Origin of the sequence: Rhodococcus kronopolitis (assembly GCF_042654025.1) — a bacterium.
Lineage (GTDB): Bacteria > Actinomycetota > Actinomycetes > Mycobacteriales > Mycobacteriaceae > Rhodococcus_G > Rhodococcus_G kronopolitis.
In genome coordinates this window covers 334,574-351,843 of record NZ_JBHSFO010000003.1, presented here as the reverse complement: position 1 = coordinate 351,843, position 17,270 = coordinate 334,574, and the positions used below count along the sequence as shown (strand labels likewise).

At 68.7% G+C, this 17,270-nt stretch carries 15 protein-coding genes; 13 read left to right on the top strand and 2 right to left on the bottom strand.

What is annotated here, in order from left to right; all coding sequences use genetic code 11:
• The 8 genes from ACFO6S_RS08215 to ACFO6S_RS08180 all read left to right on the top strand — a co-directional run bounded on the left by ACFO6S_RS08215 (position 1) and on the right by ACFO6S_RS08180 (position 8,564).
• A complete protein-coding gene (locus ACFO6S_RS08215; protein ID WP_378415822.1) occupies positions 1–1,179 on the top strand; it encodes an MCE family protein in 1,179 nt (392 codons plus the stop codon).
• Positions 1,179–2,207, top strand: a complete 1,029-nt coding sequence (locus tag ACFO6S_RS08210; RefSeq protein WP_378415820.1) for an MCE family protein — start codon at positions 1,179–1,181, stop codon at positions 2,205–2,207. The genes ACFO6S_RS08215 and ACFO6S_RS08210 overlap by 1 nt, the downstream gene beginning before the upstream one ends.
• Entirely contained in the window at positions 2,204–3,262 is a 1,059-nt protein-coding gene (locus ACFO6S_RS08205; RefSeq protein WP_378415818.1) for an MCE family protein, read from the top strand. The genes ACFO6S_RS08210 and ACFO6S_RS08205 overlap by 4 nt, the downstream gene beginning before the upstream one ends.
• Positions 3,259–4,542, top strand: coding sequence for an MCE family protein (locus ACFO6S_RS08200; RefSeq protein WP_378415816.1), 1,284 nt, complete (start codon positions 3,259–3,261; stop codon positions 4,540–4,542). The genes ACFO6S_RS08205 and ACFO6S_RS08200 overlap by 4 nt, the downstream gene beginning before the upstream one ends.
• On the top strand, positions 4,539–5,777 hold the full coding sequence (locus tag ACFO6S_RS08195; protein WP_378415815.1) for an MCE family protein: 1,239 nt from the start codon (positions 4,539–4,541) through the stop codon (positions 5,775–5,777). The genes ACFO6S_RS08200 and ACFO6S_RS08195 overlap by 4 nt, the downstream gene beginning before the upstream one ends.
• Positions 5,774–7,192 (top strand): MCE family protein, encoded by a 1,419-nt coding sequence (locus ACFO6S_RS08190; RefSeq protein ID WP_378415813.1) that lies wholly within the window; start codon positions 5,774–5,776, stop codon positions 7,190–7,192. Before ACFO6S_RS08195 ends, ACFO6S_RS08190 begins: the two co-directional genes overlap by 4 nt.
• 242 nt (positions 7,193–7,434) lie before the next feature.
• Positions 7,435–8,007, top strand: coding sequence for a hypothetical protein (locus tag ACFO6S_RS08185; protein WP_378415812.1), 573 nt, complete (start codon positions 7,435–7,437; stop codon positions 8,005–8,007).
• A complete protein-coding gene (locus tag ACFO6S_RS08180) occupies positions 8,004–8,564 on the top strand; it encodes a h domain protein (RefSeq protein WP_378415810.1) in 561 nt (186 codons plus the stop codon). Before ACFO6S_RS08185 ends, ACFO6S_RS08180 begins: the two co-directional genes overlap by 4 nt.
• Positions 8,565–8,641: 77 nt before the next feature.
• On the opposite strand, the gene ACFO6S_RS08175 is transcribed toward ACFO6S_RS08180, so the two are convergent.
• Entirely contained in the window at positions 8,642–10,102 is a 1,461-nt protein-coding gene (locus ACFO6S_RS08175) for an alpha,alpha-trehalose-phosphate synthase (UDP-forming) (RefSeq protein WP_378415809.1), read from the bottom strand.
• A 46-nt stretch (positions 10,103–10,148) separates the two neighbouring features.
• On the bottom strand, positions 10,149–10,319 hold the full coding sequence (locus ACFO6S_RS08170) for a hypothetical protein (RefSeq protein WP_378415808.1): 171 nt from the start codon (positions 10,317–10,319) through the stop codon (positions 10,149–10,151).
• 138 nt (positions 10,320–10,457) lie between these two features.
• Here ACFO6S_RS08170 and ACFO6S_RS08165 point away from each other — a divergent pair, with 138 nt between their 5' ends.
• From ACFO6S_RS08165 to ACFO6S_RS08145, 5 genes are all read left to right on the top strand, one after another.
• Positions 10,458–12,179 carry an ABC transporter ATP-binding protein gene (locus ACFO6S_RS08165; protein WP_378415806.1) on the top strand — a complete coding sequence of 574 codons (1,722 nt, stop codon included), beginning with the start codon at positions 10,458–10,460 and terminating at the stop codon, positions 12,177–12,179.
• Positions 12,176–13,930 (top strand): ABC transporter ATP-binding protein, encoded by a 1,755-nt coding sequence (locus tag ACFO6S_RS08160; RefSeq protein ID WP_378415804.1) that lies wholly within the window; start codon positions 12,176–12,178, stop codon positions 13,928–13,930. The genes ACFO6S_RS08165 and ACFO6S_RS08160 overlap by 4 nt, the downstream gene beginning before the upstream one ends.
• A gap of 60 nt (positions 13,931–13,990) precedes the next feature.
• The gene (locus ACFO6S_RS08155; protein ID WP_378415802.1) at positions 13,991–14,794 is read left to right on the top strand and encodes a MerR family transcriptional regulator; all 804 of its coding nucleotides are present in this window, start codon (positions 13,991–13,993) and stop codon (positions 14,792–14,794) included.
• On the top strand, positions 14,791–15,648 hold the full coding sequence (locus tag ACFO6S_RS08150; RefSeq protein WP_378415800.1) for a hypothetical protein: 858 nt from the start codon (positions 14,791–14,793) through the stop codon (positions 15,646–15,648). Before ACFO6S_RS08155 ends, ACFO6S_RS08150 begins: the two co-directional genes overlap by 4 nt.
• Positions 15,649–15,768: 120 nt before the next feature.
• Positions 15,769–17,268: an HNH endonuclease signature motif containing protein gene (locus ACFO6S_RS08145; RefSeq protein ID WP_378415799.1), complete on the top strand. Its 1,500-nt coding sequence runs from the start codon at positions 15,769–15,771 to the stop codon at positions 17,266–17,268.
• The last annotated feature ends 2 nt before the right edge of the window (positions 17,269–17,270 follow it).

The following is a 17,270-nucleotide window of genomic DNA, read 5'->3' as shown; positions in this document are numbered from 1 at the left end:
ATGGCTGATTCGAGTCTGAAGAAGAAGACCGCGGCGCTGGTGCTGGTCGGCAGCCTGGTCGCGATCGCGACCGTGGCCCTGACCATGTTCGCCGGCGGCTTCACCGACAGTGAGCCGGTGACGATCACCGCCCCGCGCTCGGGCCTGGTGATGGACCCCGACGCCAAGGTGAAGCTGCGCGGTGTCCAGGTGGGCAAGGTGGCGTCGATCGAGAACGAGAACGGGCAGGCCCAGCTGAACCTGGCGATGGACCCGTCGTCGATGCACCTGATCCCGTCGAACGCGACGGTGGAGATCAAGTCCACCACCGTGTTCGGCGCCAAGTACGTGAACTTCGTGGTGCCCGAGAACCCGTCCTCGAAGTCGCTGTCCGCGGGCACCACCATCGCGGCGGACTCGGTGACGGTGGAGTTCAACACCCTCTTCCAGAACCTGTCCACCCTGCTCCAGCAGATCGAGCCGGAGAAGCTCAACGCCACCCTCGGCGCCATCTCGTCGGCGCTGAACGGCCGCGGCGAGCAGCTCGGTGAGCTGCTCGAGGAGACGGATCACTACCTCAAGACGATGAACCCGGTGCTCCCGCAGCTGCAGCAGGACCTCGACAAGGCGGCGCAGGTCACCAACCTCTACGCCGACGTCACCCCGGACCTGATGCACCTGCTCGACAACGCCACGGCCACCAGCGGCACCATCGTCGAGGAGCAGGCCAACCTGGACCTGCTGCTGATGAACGTGACCGGGCTGGCGAACACCGCAACCGACGTCCTGACCGAGAACGAGGCCAACCTGACGAAGTCGCTCGCGGACCTGCGGCCCACCACGGCGCTGCTCTCCGAGTACTCACCGTCCATCGCCTGCCTGATCTCCGGGATGGGCAGGATGCTGCCGGAAGCCGAGAAGGCGGTCGGCGGCCTGCAGCCCGGATTCGCGCTGAGCACTAACTTCCTGCCCGGAACCGAGCCGTACACCTACCCGAAGGACCTGCCCAAGGTGAACGCCTCCGGCGGCCCGAACTGCTGGGGCCTGCCGGACTTCCACCCGAAGAAGAACGGCAACGCTCCGTTCGTGGTCGCGGACACCGGCACCGTGCCCTATCAGCCGTCCACGACGACGGGCACGAACGTGCCCAAGTTGTTCCAGTGGCTCTACGCCGGTGTCCCCGTAGGAGGGCAGAAGTAATGCGGGCGACGACGGTCAAACTGCTCGTCTTCACCACGGCGATGGCACTGATCTTCGCCGGCCTGGCCGTGGTGTTCAGCCAGGTCCGGTTCAGCAGCTCGGACGGCTACAACGCCGAGTTCACCGACGCCTCCGGCATCATGCCCGGCGACAAGGTACGGATCGCAGGCGTGCCGGTGGGCTCGGTCAAGGGCGTGGAGATCGGTGACGACAACCTCGCCGAGGTGAGCTTCAGCGTCGACGCGAAGTACCCGCTGCTGCAGAGCACGAAGGCCACGGTGCGCTACGAGAACCTGGTCGGCGACCGGTACCTGGAGCTCCTGGAGGGCGCGGGTTCGACGGAGTCGCTGGCCGACGGCGGCACCATCCCGGTGTCGCAGACGGCACCGGCACTCGACCTGGACCTGCTGCTCGGCGGGTTCAAGCCGCTGCTGCGTGGCCTCGACCCGAACCAGGTCAACGACCTGACCGGGGCGCTGCTGCAGGTCTTCCAGGGGCAGGGCGACACGCTGGTCTCGCTGCTCGGCAGCACCAGTTCGTTCACCACCACGCTGGCCGATCGGGATCAGCTGATCGGCGAGGTGATCACCAACCTGAACACCACGCTGACCACGATCAACGACAAGGGCGATCAGTTCTCGTCGACCATCGACCAGCTGCAGCAGCTGGTCAGCGGGCTGGCCCAGGACAGCGACCCGATCGGCAACGCGATCCCCAGGATCGCCACCGCCACCGGCGACCTGGCCCAGCTGCTCGAGGGCGCACGGCCGGACCTGCAGAGCACCATCGCGGAGGCCAATCGCGTCGCGACCCAGGTCAACCTCGGCGAGGACCAGGTCGACTGGGTACTCGAGCGGCTGCCGGAGACCTACCGGAAACTGATTCGAACCGGCGCGTACGGCAGCTTCTTCCAGTTCTACACATGCGCTGTCAATTTCAAGTTCTCCGGTCCGGACGGCAAGGACATCGTCCTGCCGGCTCCGGTGGCCCCAGAGCAGACGACGGGAAGGTGCGAGCCGCTGTCATGAACAAGCCTCGTGAAAGAAACCCCGTACAGATCGGGATCATCGGACTCGTCGTCGCGGTCTCGCTGGTCCTTGCCGGCCTGCAGTACGACAAGCTGCCCTTCCTCTCCGGCGGGGCGCGCTACCAGGCGCAGTTCGCGGACGCCGGCGGCCTGATGGTCGGCGACTTCGTCACCGTCGCAGGCGTCAACGTCGGCAAGGTGGAGAAGGTCGAGCTCGACAACACCAACGTCCTGGTGACCTTCACCGTCGACGACGGTATCGAGCTCGGCGACTCCACCGGAGCCGACATCAAGACCAACACCATCCTCGGGCGCAAGTCCCTGCAGGTGGCGTCGGACGGCTTCGGCACGCTGCAGGTCGGGAGCACGATCCCGCTGGAGCGCACCAACTCGCCGTACTCGCTCAACGACGCGCTGGGCGACCTGGCGACGACGGCGTCGGACCTCGACACCGACCAGCTCAACAACTCGCTCAACGCGATGTCCGAGACGCTGGCCGACACCCCGCCGGAGCTGCGGACGGCGCTGGCCGGCGTCACCCGGCTCTCGCAGAGCATCAACACGCGCGACGAGAGCCTGCGTGACCTGCTCACCAAGGCGGAGAGCGTCACCGGGATCCTGGGCGAGCGCAGCGGTCAGATCAACTCGTTGCTGGTCGACGGAAACCGCCTGCTCGCCGAGCTCGACCGTCGCCGCAACGCGATCAGCGAGCTCATCGTCAACGTCTCGGCGGTGTCGCGGCAGCTGACCGGCCTGGTCCAGGACAACGAGCAGCAGATGGGTCCGACGCTGGAGCAGTTGAACCAGACGGTGGCCATCCTGCAGCGGAACAAGGACAACATCAGCCAGGCGCTCGACGGACTCGGCCCGTACGCGACGACGCTCGGCGAGGCCGTCGGCAGCGGGCCCTTCTTCATGGCCTATGTGGCGAACTTCGGTGTCGGCCAGATTACGCAGACCTTCACCGACTCGTTGCTCTGGCCCGAGCACGTGCCGTCGGACCTGCAGCAGTTCCCGGTGCCCGAGATTGAGCTGAAGGATCCGAACCGACCATGAGCGAGCAGATGAACAACCGCAAGAAGTGGCTGCTGCGTGGCGGCGTCGCCGCCGTGGTGGTCGCCGCGCTCGTCGCAGGCGCGCTGGTCCTGTTCCCCGGGCTCGGCAAGAACACGATCACCGCGTACTTCCCGACCACCACCGGCATCTATGCCGGCGACGACGTGCGAGTGCTCGGTGTCTCGGTCGGCAAGATCGAGACGATCGAGCCCTCCGGCGAGAATGCCAAGGTGGTGATGAACGTCGACCGCTCGGTGGAGATCCCCGCCGATGCGAAGGCGATCATCGTGGCGCCGAGCCTGGTGGCGGCGCGCTTCATCCAGCTCACCCCCGTCTTCGAGGGTGGCGAGGAGATGTCCGACGGCGCCGAGATCCCGGTCGAGCGCACCGCGATCCCCGTGGAGTGGGACGAGATCAAGACCGAGCTGACCAAGCTGTCGACGGCGCTGGGCCCGCAGGGCGGCGCCGACCAGGGCTCGCTCGGGATCTTCATCGACACCGCCGCGAACAACCTCGACGGCAACGGCGACTCGTTGCGAGCCACGCTGCGTGAGCTCTCGGACACCATGAACACCCTCTCGGACGGCCGCACGGACCTGTTCTCCACCATTCGCAACCTGCAGACGTTCGTGACCGCGCTGTCGTCGAGCAACGAGCAGATCGTCCAGTTCGGTGGCCGCCTGGCCTCGGTGTCGTCGCTGCTGGCAGAGAACTCCGACGAACTCGGGACGGCGCTGACCGACCTGGACGTGGCGATGGGCGACGTCCAGCGGTTCGTCTCCGCGAACAGCGAGGGCATCACCGAGCAGGTGGGCCGGCTCGCCGATGCCACCCAGGTGCTCGTGGAGAAGCGGCCGGAGATCGAGCGCGTCCTGCACATCGCGCCGAATGCCCTCGCGAACTTCAACAACATCTACAACCCCGCACAGGGTTCGCTCCAGGGTGCGCTCGCGACGAGCAACACAGCCAACCCGATCAACGCGATCTGCGGCATGGTCCGCGGCCTCGAGAACAACGACTCGGATCGCACCGCGGACCTGTGCACCGAGTTCTTCGGCCCGGTCCTCAACTCGGTTGCCGTGAACTACCCGGGATTCCTGACCAACCCGGCCATCGGGGCCGGCGCCAATCCGGGCCAGATGGCGTACACCCCGCCGAGCCTCGAGGGGCAGGTGCCGGCCCGTGCCGCAAAGCCGATCGCTGGACCTCTCGCGGGACTGCCGACCATTGACGTGCCCAAGGACCTCGAGGGCCTGCTGAAGCCGGGAGGCGGCCGATGACCCGCAGGACACACCGGCGCCGTACCGCGATCGTGGCCACGGCGCTCGGACTGACGCTCACCCTCACCGGATGCGAGTGGAACGGACTGAACTCGCTTCCGCTGCCCGGCACCGAGGGCGGACAGGACGGCTCGTACACGGTCCAGATCGAGATGCCCAATGTGACCACCCTGTCGCAGAATTCGCCCGTCCGGGTGAACGACGTGACGGTGGGCACGGTCTCGGGCATCGAGGTCGACGGCTGGCACGCACTGGTGACGGTGTCCCTGAACCCCGGCACCGTGCTGCCCGCCAACGCGACCGCGAAGATCGGCCAGACCAGCCTGCTCGGCTCGCAGCACCTGGAGCTGGCGCCGCCGATCGGCATCGCGCCGCAGGGCACGCTCGCGGACGGTGACCTGATCCCGATCGAGCGGGCCGGGGCCTTCCCGACGACGGAGCAGACGCTGTCCTCGCTGTCGGTGGTGCTCAACGGCGGCGGCCTGGCGCAGATCAACGACATCACCACCGAACTCAACTCGGCCCTGCTGGGCCGGGAGGACTCGATCCGGGACCTGCTGCCGCAGCTCGACCAGCTGGTGGGCAGCCTGGACAACCAGCGCGGACAGATCGTCTCCGCGATGGAGGGGATCGACCGGCTCTCGACCACCGTGAACCAGCAGAGTGAGACGTTGACGGCGGCGCTCGACGCGGTACCGCCGGCGTTGGAGGTGCTGGTCGGTCAGCGGCAGAACCTCACCAATGCGCTTGTCTCACTGGGTGAGTTGAGTGACGTCGCGACTCGGGTGATCAACCAGAGTGGGGACGACCTGAAGGCCAACCTGCATTCCCTGGCGCCGCTGCTCAACCAGCTCGCCGGTACCGGAAACGCGCTCACCAATGCGCTGTCCGTCTTGCTCACCTTCCCGTTCCCGATGAAGAACCTGGACCAGGTGGTCCGGGGCGACTACGCGAACCTGATGATGACCATCGACATGACCAACAAGCGGTTGGACAAGAGCTTCCTCACCGGAACCGGCCTCGCCGGCACGCTCGGCGGGGTCGAGGGCGCGCTCGGCACGACGGCCGGAACAGCGGGCCAGGCGGCGAACCCGCTGGCCAGCCCGAAGCCGAAGCCGGCCGATGCCAACGCGGAGCCGAAACCGGATGCGGCGCCGTTGATCCCGGGCCTTCCGAGTCTCGCCGACCTGTCCCAGATCCCCGGCCTGCAGCAGCTAGGAGCGACCACGCCATGATGCTCACGAAGTTCGTCCGCATCCAGCTGGCCATCTTCTCCGTCCTGACGGTGATCGGACTGGTGGTGATGTCCACCCAGTACGTGAAGCTGCCTGCCCTGTTCGGGATCGGACAGATCGGGGTGACCGTGGAGCTGCCGTCCACGGGCGGGCTGTACCCGCACGCCAACGTGGCCTTCCGTGGCACCAACGTCGGCACCGTGGAAGAGGTGGTGCTCACCGAGACCGGCGTGGACGCCAAGCTCACGATCAGCAGCAGCTACGACATCCCCGCCGACCTCGATGCGCACGTCAAGAGCGTGTCCGCGATCGGTGAGCAGTACGTGGACCTGGTCCCGCGAACCGACAGTGAGCCGTACCTCGCCGACGGCGACGTGGTCCCGGTGGATCGCACGACGATCCCGCAGGAGATCGGCTCGATGCTCGACCAGGCGAACTCGCTCGTCAACAGCATCTCCGACACCCGGCTCAAGCTCGTGGTGGACGAGGCGTTCAAGGCGTTCAACGGCGCGGGTCCGGACCTGCAGCGGCTGATCGACTCGGCGCGGCTGTTCATTCAGGAGGCGAACGCGAACACGGACGCCACCAAGACACTGATCGAGCAGGCCGGTCCGCTGCTGGACACCCAGGTGGTCACCAGCGACGCCATTCGGTCCTGGACCAAGGACCTGGTGAAGTTCTCGGATCAGATTCGGGCCAGCGACCCGCAGCTGCGTAGCCTCCTGGAGAAGGGGCCTGCGGCCGCCGCGGAGGCGAACGAGCTGTTCCAGGAGCTCAAGCCGACGCTGCCGCTGCTGCTGGCCAACCTGGTCAGCGTCGGCGAGGTGGGCGTGATCTACAACAAGAGCGTCGAGCAGGTCCTGGTGCTGTATCCGCCGCTGGCCACCGCGTTGATGACCGCGTTCTACGGTGCGCCGATCGACGAGGGTGCGCTGGTGAACTTCTACCTCCAGGTGAACGACCCGCCTGCGTGCACCACCGGGTTCCTCCCGGCGGACCAGTGGCGCGACCCCAGCCAGGTGGACACCCCGACTACACCGTCGGACCTGTTCTGCAAGGTGGCGCCGGACGATCCGACCGTCGTGCGCGGCGCTCGGAACTCGCCGTGCATGGAGTTCCCCGGCAGGCGTGCGGGGACGCCCGAGGAGTGCCGCAGCGAGGCCGGTTACGTTGCCCAGGGCAACAACCCGCCCAACGGGCCCGTCCAGGATCCGTCTGTACCCTCGTACACGACAGTTCCAAGTTCTTACGAGGGAACGTCCGGGGTGCCCGCGACGGCACGCCCGTACGACCCGACAACGGGCAAGTACACCGGCACTGACGGCCGCCTGTACGCCCAGCCGGCGCTCGCGACCGGGGGCAAGCCGAGAGAGGATTCGACGTGGCAGACGATGATGACACGTCAGCAGGGTTGACCCCCGAGGACAGCAGGCCGACGCCGCGTAGGCGCGCCGGCCGGCCCGCGGGGCCGCCGAAGGACGTGCCCGCGGGCGCGGCATCGGGCGAGAGTGGTTCGGACGTCAAGGCCGATCTCACGAAGTCCGAGCCGAAGACGGTTGAGCCGAAGGCCGTTGAACCGAAGACGGTGAAGCCGGCGGCGGTTGAGCCGGTGAAGCCCGAGCCGACAAAGCCGGATCTGTCGAAGGCCGAGCCGAAGGTGGCTGAGCCTGCGAAGAACGGGGCCGAGACGGCCGCGGACGAGACCGTCTCGGACGAGGAGGCGTTGTCGGCGGCACCGAGCCGTAGGCGCCCGGGGCTCGCGGCGGTCGTGGCCGGAGTCCTGGTCGCGGCGCTGGTCGTGGCCGGAGTCGTGCTGCTTGTCGACCGGAACTCCGCGAACGAGCGTGATGCCCGGCGAAATGCGTTCGTACAGACCGCGCGTCAGACCATGCTGAACCTGACCACGATCAAGCCGGACACCGCGAAGGACGACGTCGACCGCATCCTGGCCGGCGCCAGCGGTACGTTCAAGTCCGAGTTCGACGGCCGCCAGGACCCCTTCGTCAGCGTGGTGAAGGAGGCCGGCGTGACCACCGAGGGTTCGATCGTCGAGGCCGGTCTGGAGAGCGAGAGCGACGACGGAAACTCCGCCACGGTGCTCGTCGCGGCGCGTGCGAACGTGACCATGCCCGACCAGGCCCAGGGCGGTCCGCGTGACTTCCGCATGCGGGTGACGGTGACGGACGACGGCGGGACCATGACGGCGTCGAAGGTGGAGTTTGTGCCATGAGTGAAGACGACAAGTCGGCCGAGTCCGTGACTGCGGCCGAGCCGGACGAGGCGACAGGACCCGCCGGTGGTCGCGGTTCGCGGCGGATCGTGCTGACGGCCGTGGCCGCGCTGCTGGTCCTGGCGCTCGCGGTCGGGGTGGGGGTGCTCTTCTACCAGCACCGCCAGGACGTGGCGACCGAGCAGGCCCGGACGGATGCCGTCAGGGCCGCGAGCGAGCAGGCGGTCGCGATGCTCTCCTACGACTACAACAGGGTCGACGACCAGTTGGCGGCCGCTGGGGACGGGCTGACCGGCTCGTTCCGGGACGACTACCAGAAGCTCGCCGACGAGGTCATCGCGCCGGGTGCCAAGGACAAGAAGCTCACCGTCCAGGTGAGCGTGCAGGGCGCGGCCCCGGTCTCGGCGAGCCCGGACGACGCGGTGGTGCTGCTGTACCTGAACCAGGTCACCACCAGCGCGGACGCCCCGGACGCGGCGACCACCGGCAGCCGGGTGCGGATGGAGATGCAGAAGGTCGACGGGCGCTGGCTCACGGAGCGGCTGACCCCGATCTAGCCGATCGACCGCAACACAGGACAAACGGCGCCGGCCGCGGGATCGATTCCCGTGGCCGGCGCCGTGTTTCGTCGCTTCTAGGCCTGAACCTCGTCGCCAAGCAGTGCGGCGCCGGCCACCGAGTCCCGGGCCAGGGCGCTGAGGAAGGACTTGGCCCAGCGGTCCACGTCGTGTGCGAGGACCTGACGGCGCAGACCGCGCATCCGGCGTCGGCCGGCCTCCCGGTCCTGGGTCAGCGCCTCGACCATCGAGTCCTTGACGTCCTCGAGATCGTGCGGGTTGGTGAGGTATGCCTGGCGCAGTTCCGCTGCGGCACCGGTGAATTCGCTGAGCACCAGGGCGCCGCCGAGGTCGGTGCGGCAGGCCACGTACTCCTTGGCGACCAGGTTCATGCCGTCACGCAGCGGGGTCACCAGCATGACGTCGGCGGCGACGAAGAACGCGGTCAGCTCCTCACGGGGAATGGCCCGGTGCAGGTAGTGCACCACCGGCCGCCCGACCTGACCGAACTCGCCGTTGATCCGGCCGACTTGCTTCTCGATGTCACCGCGCATCTGGACGTAGCTCTCGACGCGTTCCCGGCTGGGGGTCGCGAGCTGCACCATGATGTTCTCGGCCGGGTCGATCCGGCCCTCCTCGAGCAGCTCACGAATGGCGTTGAGCCGGACGTCGATGCCCTTGGTGTAGTCCAGGCGGTCCACGCCGAGCATGATCCGCTGGGGGTTGCCGAGCTCCTTGCGGAGCTGCTTGGCGCGGTCGCGGACCGACTTGGTGCGGGCCAGTTCGTCGAGTTTCCCGGAGTCGATGGAGATGGGGAACGCCCCGACCCGCACGTTGCGGAACCCCACCTGGACGACGCCGAGCTTGGACCGGACGCCGACGTTGCCGCGCGAGGTCGGCTGCCCGGCCAGGCGGCGGGCCAGGTACAGGAAGTTCTGGGCGCCGCCCGGCAGGTGGAAGCCGATCAGGTCGGCGCCCAGCAGACCCTCGACGATCTCGGTGCGCCACGGCATCTGCATGAACAGCTCGACCGGTGGGAACGGGATGTGCAGGAAGAAGCCGATGGTCAGGTCGGGACGCAGCATTCGCAGCATCTTCGGGACCAGTTGGAGCTGGTAGTCCTGGATCCAGACGGTGGCGCCGTGGGCGGCCGCCTTCGAGGTGGCCTCGGCGAACCGCCGGTTGACCTCCACGTAGGCGTCCCACCAGGTCCGGTCGTAGACGGGCTTGACGATCACGTCGTGGTAGAGCGGCCACAGGGTGGCGTTGGAGAACCCCTCGTAGTAGTCCGCGACCTCCTTGGCGCTGAGCCGCACCGGGTGGAGTTCGATGCCGTCCTCGACGATGGGGCCGAGGTCGGTGTCGGCGACGCCGGGCCAGCCGACCCAGGCGCCGCTCTTGCCACGCAGGATGGGCTCGAGCGCGGTGACCAGGCCGCCTGGGCTGCGCTTCCAGCGGGTGCTGCCGTCGGGCAGGGTCTCCAGGTCTACGGGCAACCGGTTCGCGACGACGACAAATTCCGAGGCTCCTGAGCCCACTGTGTTCCTTCGTTCGGAGCCGGAACCGCGCTGGGGCGCCGGCGGTCTAGTCGATCTTGGCTGTGGGGCCAATCCCGAGCATAGACAGCAGCATCCGGCATTCGTCGGCGTCTTCCGCATATGCGGCGACGACGCGCTGAGCCTGCCGCGCGGTTTCGTCCGCGACGGGTTCGAGTTCCTCGTCCGCGATGTCGTTGTCGGTGGGCTTGGTGGACATGGGTGTGATTCCTCCCGGGGGAGCTGCGGACTGCGCAGCGGGTCGTTCTTGCTGAGCGACTCTATGAGAATGGTGCTGTCCTGCGCTAGTTCCGGCTGGGTTAGGGTTCGCTTATCTAGACCCTGGATGGAGACGACGATGGGGCTCACTTCCGACCGTGCCGGCGGCGCGGCGGTCCTGCGACGAATGTTGGCCCGTAACCGCGGCCGACTCGCGCTCGGCGCGGCATTGCTGATGGTCCACCAGATGGCGGAGACGGCGGTGCCGATCGCCATCGGATGGATCATCGGGCAGGCGGTGTCCACCGGGGACACGGCCGCCATGATCTGGTCGGTGGTGGGCCTGGGCGCGCTGTTTGTACTGCTCACGTCGGCCTGGCGGACCGGTGCTCGGGTGCTGACGGTCGCCCAGCAGCGGGAGGCGCACCGACTGCGGGTGGAGGTGGCCGGCCGGATCCTGCACCCCCGGGGCGTGCGGACCGAGCTGCGCTCGGGGGAGCTGCTGACCGTGTCTACCTCGGACGCGGACCGGGCGGTCTGGGTGCTCGAGGTTCTCCCGTGGGCGGTGGCCGCGCTGACCGCGGCGGTCGCCTCGGCCGTCACGCTGTTGGTGATCGACGTGACACTGGGCCTGGCCGTGCTGATCGGGACCCCGGTGATCCTCGGCCTCATGCAGCTGGCAGCGCCGTTGATCACCCGCCGCGCGACGGACCAGCAGGCGGCGTCCGCGCGGGCGACCGGGATGGCGACCGATCTGGTCAGTGGTCTGCGGCCGCTGCGGGGGCTGGGCGCCGAAGCGGTCGCCGCCGAGCGCTACCGCGCGGCGAGCACCGAGGCCCTCGGTGCGCGGTTGCGGGCGGCCCGCACCACCGGTGTGTACATCGGGACCTCGGTGACGGTCAGTGCGCTGCTTGCGGTCGGGGTGGCCGGCTTCGCCGGGCTGTTTGCGCTGCAGGGGCGGATCGGGGTCGGGGAGCTGATCACCGTGGTCGGGCTCTCGCAGTTCATCATCGAGCCGCTCGGCGTGCTGGCCCGGCTACCCGGCGTGCTGGCGGACTCGCGTGCCTCCGCGGACCGGCTGGCTCTCGTCCTCGATGCGGAGCCGCTGGTGCCGTCTGGGGACGGCGCCGCGCCCGCGTCCGCCGACCTCGAGCTTGCCGACGTGAACTACCGGTCGCTGAGCGGACTGAGTCTGCGCGCCCGTCCCGGTGAGCTGGTCGCGGTGCTCGCGCGTCGCCCACAGGACGGCGAGGCGTTGGCGCAGCTGCTCTCCGGACATGTACCGCCCGCCGACTACGACGGCGCCCTGCGCATCGACGGCACCGACCTCGTGGAGCTGGACCTGGGGCACGCGCGCCGGGTGCTGCTGGTGGAACCGCACCACACCGACCTCTTTGCCGGAACCCTGCACTCGAATGTGGTCGCGGGCCGTCCCGACGCGGATGCCGACGCCGTGCAGCGGGCGCTGGTCGCGTCGGCGTCGACGGACGTCGTCGATGCCCACCCGCACGGCCTCGACCTCGTGGTCACCGACCGCGGCGCCAGCCTGTCCGGCGGGCAGCGGCAACGGGTGGCGCTGGCCCGGGCGCTCGTCGCCGGGGCTCCGCTGCTGGTGTTGCACGATCCCACCACCGCGGTCGACGCGGTGACGGAACAGGCCATCGCGGAGGGGATTTCGCGGTTGCGGCACCGGGAGGCCGAACCGCTGCTGCACACCACGGTGTTGATCACCAGCAGTCCTGCGCTGCTGTCCGCGGCGGACCGTGTGCTGGTGGTCAGCGACGGACGGGTGGTCGTCGAGGGCACCCATGCCGGACTGCTCGAAACCGATCCCGACTACCGAAAGGCGGTGCTGCGGTGAGTGCGCCGGCGAACGAACTGCTCCCGATCGCGACTGCGGCCCAGAGTTGGTCGTGGCTGCGGACCGAGTTCGGGCGGCACCGGGGACTGACCGCGCTGACGGTGGGCGTCGGACTCGTCGGCGCCGCGGTCTCGCTGGTCCCGATCTATGTGTTCGGTGTCCTGGTCGACCGGGTGCGCGCGCACGCGCCCACCGAGATCATCGTCGGCGTGGTCGCGGTGATCACCGTCGCCGCGATCATCGGGGGTGTGTTCGCAGGCTGGGCGTCGGTGCTGATCAGCAGGCTCGGCGAGACGATGCTGGCGCGACTGCGGGAGGGCGTCGTCGGCCGGGCATTGACGCTGCCGTTGTCGACGGTGGAGCGAGTGGGCAAGGGCGACCTGCTCTCCCGCGTCGGCGACGACGTCTCGGTGATCGGCAAGGCGGTCTCCGACGTGGTGCCCAGCGTGGTGTCCGCGGTGCTGTTGGTGGCGCTGAGCATGGTCACGATGATCGGCATCGACTGGCGCCTCGGCCTGGCCGGAGCGGTGGCGCTGCCGATGTACGCCCTGGGCCTGCACTGGTACCTGCCGCGGTCGGGTCCGATGTTCGCGGCCGAGCGGGTGGCGATGGGGGAGCGGTCGCAGGCGTTGGTGTCGAGCATGACGGGGGCGCGCACCGTGCGGGCCTACGGGCTCGAGGACGCGCACCTCGACGAGATCGACCGGGCGTCGGGTCGCGCACGGGACCTTGCGATCGGTGTGTTCACACTGTTCACCAGGTTCGCCGGGCGCGGCAACCGCGCCGAGTTCGTGGGCCTGTCCGCAATTCTGGTGGCCGGGTTCCTGTTGGTGCGAAGCGATCTGGTGACGGTGGGCCAGACCACGACGGCCGCGCTGCTGTTCCACCGGCTGTTCAACCCGATCGGGATGCTGATGTTCACCTTCGGGGAGGTGCAGTCCGCCGGCGCGAGCCTGGCCCGGTTGGTCGGGGTGGTGAACATCCCGGAGGTCGGGCCGGGGCCGGGTACGGCGAAGTCGCCGGCGTCGTCGGAGCTGCGGCTCACCGGGGTTCGTCACAGCTACGACGAGGGCCGGGAGGTGCTGCGCGGCATCGACCTTCACCTGGAGCCGGGACAACGGGTGGCGTTGGTCGGATCCACCGGTGCCGGAAAGACCACGGTGGCCGCGATCGCGGCCGGCTCGATCGAGCCGACCGGCGGCGTGGTCACGATCGGTGGAGTTCCGTTGCGGGACCTGGGTGACGGTCTGCGGCGGCAGGTGGTGATCGTCAGCCAGGAGGTCCACGTGTTCTCCGGGACGCTACTGGAGGATCTCCGGTTGGCCCGGCCCGAGGCAACGCCGTCGGAGGCGGAGGCGGCGCTCGGCACCGTCGGCGCGTTGGACTGGGTTCGAGCCCTCGACGACGGGCTGGACACGGTGGTCGGGGAGGGCGGTCACCAGGTGACGGCGGCGCAGGCGCAGCAGCTGGCGCTGGCCCGGCTGGTGCTGGCGGACCCGGCGGTCGCGGTCCTCGACGAGGCGACCGCCGAGGCCGGTAGCGCCGGCGCCCGGGACCTGGAGGACGCAGCGGCGGCCGCCACCGAGGGCCGCACGACTTTGGTTGTCGCGCACCGGCTGACCCAGGCCGTGACCGCGGACCGGGTGCTGGTGCTCGAACGCGGCGAGGTGGTCGAGGACGGCACGCATGCGGAGCTGGTCGCCGCGGGTGGGCGGTACGCGCAGTTGTGGGCGGCCTGGGAGGGGCGGTAGCGGACTCGCCATCGTCTCGACCGTTGACCTTGACGTTGGGTCATGGTTGACACTGGGCCCATGAGAATCGGCCAGCTGGCGGATGCGGCGGGGACCACCACGAGGACGGTGCGGCACTACCACCGGCTCGGCCTGCTCGAGGAGCCACGGCGTCGCTCCAACAGGTACCGCGAGTACGACGTCGGCGATGTCCTCCGGCTGATGAGGGTCAGGTGGCTCGCAGACAGCGGGGTTCCGCTGTCCGCCGTACCGAACATCCTGTCCGACGATGCCGTCGGCGACGGCGGCAGCAACCCGGCAGTCGACCTGCGGGCGTTGATCGATGCCCTGGACGGTGAGCGGGAACGTCTGGCTCGTAGGCAGACTCGCCTTACCGCGATGCTGGCGGATGTCGAGGCGGGTCGCCCGCTGTCGGCGCTTCCCGCCGAGGTTGCCGAAGCGCTCGCGGTGGCGGTGGCGGCTGCCGAGGCGCCCGTCGTGGTCGCGGCTCTCCGCCGCGAGTGGGACCTGCTCGAGATGCTCGCACTGTCCGGAAGCGTCCCGGAGAGCTACCTGGCCTCGTACGCGGCGGTGGTGGCCGACGACGAGCGGCGCCCCCGGTATCTCTCGCTCCTCGCGGATTGGTCTGCCCTCGAGGGGCGAGAGCCAGATTCGGCGGAAGCGGACATCGACGCGCTCGCCAGGCGCTTGATCGACTGGTTCACGGACGAGGACGTGGCGGCAGCGCTCGAGTCCGGGGAGATCGACACCAGCGACGCAGCGGAGATGGTGGTGAGTCTCGAGGAGGTCATTCCCGATCCGTCCCAGCGTGAGGTGGTGCTCCGGGTGCAGCGAGTTCTCGCCGGACGCGAGGAGCGGCGATGAAGTTCCCGTGGAGCAGGCGCTTCCATGGGACGGCGCAGTGGGTGACCCTCGTTGTTCTCGCGGTGAACGGCATCCTGCTGGCGACGCATTCGATCTCGCCGCACACGGCCGTGTTGCTGTTCGTCGGTGTGGAATTGCCACTCGCGGGTGCCGTGGTCGCCGGGTTGGCAGTCGGATTCGTTGCGCAGCGACGGGCCGGTTCCGGTACGCGTGAGTCGATTTCGGCGGTACTCGGCGACTCGCCGTTCTGGCCGATCGTCCGGGCGGAGATCCGCGGGTACCGGGCGTTGTGGCTGTGGTTGAGCGGTCGTGTCGACGGTGTGGAACGTGGAGCAGTTGCATTCAGTTCGAGCCGCGGATCGATGGTCGTTCCGGTCGCCTTCGCGGCCGCGACCGTTGTCGAGGTGGGGGTGCTGCACCTCCTGTTGCCGTGGGCCTGGCTTCGAGTCGTAGTCGCGGTGCTCTCGATCTGGTCGCTGCTGGCGCTGTTGGGATTCCTCGCTGTCGAGCGTGTCCACCCGCACTACCTGACCGATACCCACCTGGTGCTTCGGCAGTCAGGCACGGTGATTGCCTCCATCGGTCGCGCGGAGGTTATGGCAGCGTCGCGGTGTCTGCGCTTCTCGGAGACTGCACCGACTGTGGTCGACGGCCGACTGCACCTGCCCAACGCGGACGGGACAACCATCGACATCGACCTCGGCCGCCCCGTTCGGGTGAATCTGCCGGCGCTGTTGCCGAGTAGGCGCAAAGTCGAACTCGTCAGCCGTATCAGCGTGTACGTCGACGAACCTGCTCGGTTTGTGGCTGCGCTGCGGGGCGACGTGGACGTGAGCCGGGTGGCCGGCGATTAGCACCTTGCCTCGTGGCGGAGGTGTCGGTGCGTCGCGCACCGAAAGAATTTCGCTTTGCATGCCTCTTAACCAGCGAAAATGCTCTAGCCATCGAACTTATGTACGAGTAGTATCTGGTGTATGGAACTCGACGCCATGCTCACCGACCCCACCGGGGTCGAGGCATGGAGGCTCGACGAAACCGAGCTGGCCGCGACCGTCCCCGAACTGTCGGAGAAGATCCGCGAGTTGGAGGCGCTGCGGGTGCGCCTGGTCCACGAGGCCGACCAGCGATGCGTGCCGAACCACCTCGGTGCATCCGACACCACCTCCTGGCTATCTGACACCACCCGCATGACGGCAGGGCACGTCGGCAAGATCGTCCGGCTCGGCCGCGAACTCCCCCTGCACCCGCGGATGGCCGCGGCGCTCGACGCCGGGCAGATCGAACTCGGGCACGTCCAGGTGATCGTCGACTTCCTCGCCCGCCTCGAACGACTCACCTCCGACCTACCGAATGTCGATGCGGTGGAGACGGACTGGGACCAACCCGATCCAGAGACCGGCCGGCCCGACGACTGCCAGGCCTACCTCCTCATCGCCGCCCAGCTCGAGAACGCCACCGTCCTGCGACGGCGCGCCCGCGCGCTGGAGTTGCTGCTGCAGCTCGACGGGACCGTGCCACCGGACGGAGAGAACCCCGAACTCAACGAGTTCCACGCCTCCGCCACACTCGGCGGGCGGGTGCACGTGAAGGGCTCCTTCGACGCCGAGGTCGGCGAAGCCCTCAACACCGCACTGTCCGGCCTGTCCACGCCGCACCCCAGCACCGACGACGACGGCAACCCCATCCGCGACCCCCGATCCGCCGCCAAACGCCGAGCGGACGCGTTGGAGCAGATCATCCGCGGCCACCTCGACAACGCCCGAGGACCGGTCGAGGGCGGCGAACAACCACACGTCACCGTGACCATCGACCTCGACGCACTGAAAGAGGCTGTCGCCAAGACCGCGACGGCACCCGCGACCGGGGCCTGGACGAAGACGGGCTGGGACTACCACTCCGCCAATGCAACCGGACCCATCGGCGGGGAACCCGACAGCCACGCCTGCGGGACCTGCCAGAACTGCATCACCGGGAAGGACTGCCAGGGCAACGCCGGTTGCACCAGTCCCGCCGGATCCAGACCACCCCGCCGATACCGCCGAGTCCGGCACGCCAGCATGCCCTGGGCCGGACCCGTCTCCGCCGCCATCGCCGCACGCCTGTCCTGCGACGCCCAAGTCACAGCGGTGTTCGTCGACAAGGAAGGCAACCCCCTCGATGTCGGCCGCAGCACCCGCTTCGTCACACCAAGCCTGCGTAAGGCGCTCGTCGCCCGGGATTGCGGCTGCGCGTTCCCCGGCTGCGGACGACCCGCGGCGTGGACCGACGCGCACCACATCTGGCACTGGTCCAGGGGTGGTCCCACCGCGTTGTCGAACCTGGTGCTGCTCTGCAAGAAGCACCACACGATCATCCACAAGAACCACTGGGCAGTGGCCATTGGCGACGACGGCCACCCGTGGTTCACCCCACCCGCCTGGGTCGACCCGGCGCGAAGACCCCGGCCGGCTCATGACCGGCGCGCGATCCACTGAGC